Source organism: Coprococcus sp. OM06-34AC, from assembly GCF_003462545.1.
GTDB lineage: Bacteria > Bacillota > Clostridia > Lachnospirales > Lachnospiraceae > Coprococcus > Coprococcus aceti.
Window position 1 is genome coordinate 1 of record NZ_QTZF01000021.1, and the last position, 1039, is coordinate 1039.

Here is a 1039-nt window from a genome sequence, read left to right on the forward strand (position 1 = left end):
GAACATCAAATTCTTGATTTATTTCCGGCATAATCAACCTGGACTTAATCATGCTTTATCTGCCTCCTGTATAACGGTATAATTATCTGCGATACATTCCGATCATCATTATCCTGTGGGATCATACCTATACCTGGTTTGTATACCTTATTTGCCTCTGTAAATGATAGATTAGTAAAATTAAAAAATGAAGTTTCAGCACAATTGCCACCCAGTTGTATTCCCATATGATATCCAGTCATAACATCATATACTTTTCGTCCACGACATTCTGACTGACTTGCTGTATCAATCAACCCTATAATGAATATGTTGTGCAGAGCGCCTTTCTCTACAACATTCTCTATAAATGGGACAATTCTTGTAATGCCTTCACTCGGCGAATACAATGTATTTAAAAACGCTTCCATATCTGCAATAAAAATGTATGTTTCCTTAAACCGGGTCATCTGGCTATATATTTCATTCTCATCATAGCCTTGTTCCTTTACCTGATTTTTAAACTTATTTCTCTCCACAAATTCTGGAACCAGCATTGTAAAGTAATCTGCCTGTGCTGCTTCGCTATCTATATACGTTGCTCCCAACAATTCCGAATCAAGCTTGAACTCATTGGAACCATGTTCTATAACAACTATATCTGCATTTCTCATCAGTGCTGCATTCATCAATAACCGCATAACATTTTTCTTACCAGTTCTTGCTCTGCCCGTAATTGTATAGCAGAATGTTCTCCTAAGGTCTATTCCATATCCCTCCGCACTTACACTGTCATATCCTATCGGCAGCATATATCCATTACACATCTGTGCAACATCATTACGCCTCTTGAATATCTCCCACGTAGGTTTTTCTGGAATTTCAGGAACACCTTCCGCTACCTCAGTAGCTCCTTCAGCCATAGATGCACACATATTGCGAAGTAACTCTATACGTTCCATATCATCGCACCTATCCGTAGCTATCGCTGTCTGGAATTCCATTACTTCTCCATCGACCTTTATGAGTCCTCTTCCCTTTAGATTTTCCGGTTCAAGCT

1 protein-coding gene is annotated in these 1039 nt (G+C 38.8%); it reads right to left on the minus strand.

The genetic code is table 11. The features are described 5' to 3' along the window. Positions 1-44: 44 nt before the first annotated feature. On the minus strand, positions 45-1039 hold a 995-nt coding region (locus DXB91_RS14230; RefSeq protein WP_158564626.1), incomplete at its 5' end, for a hypothetical protein.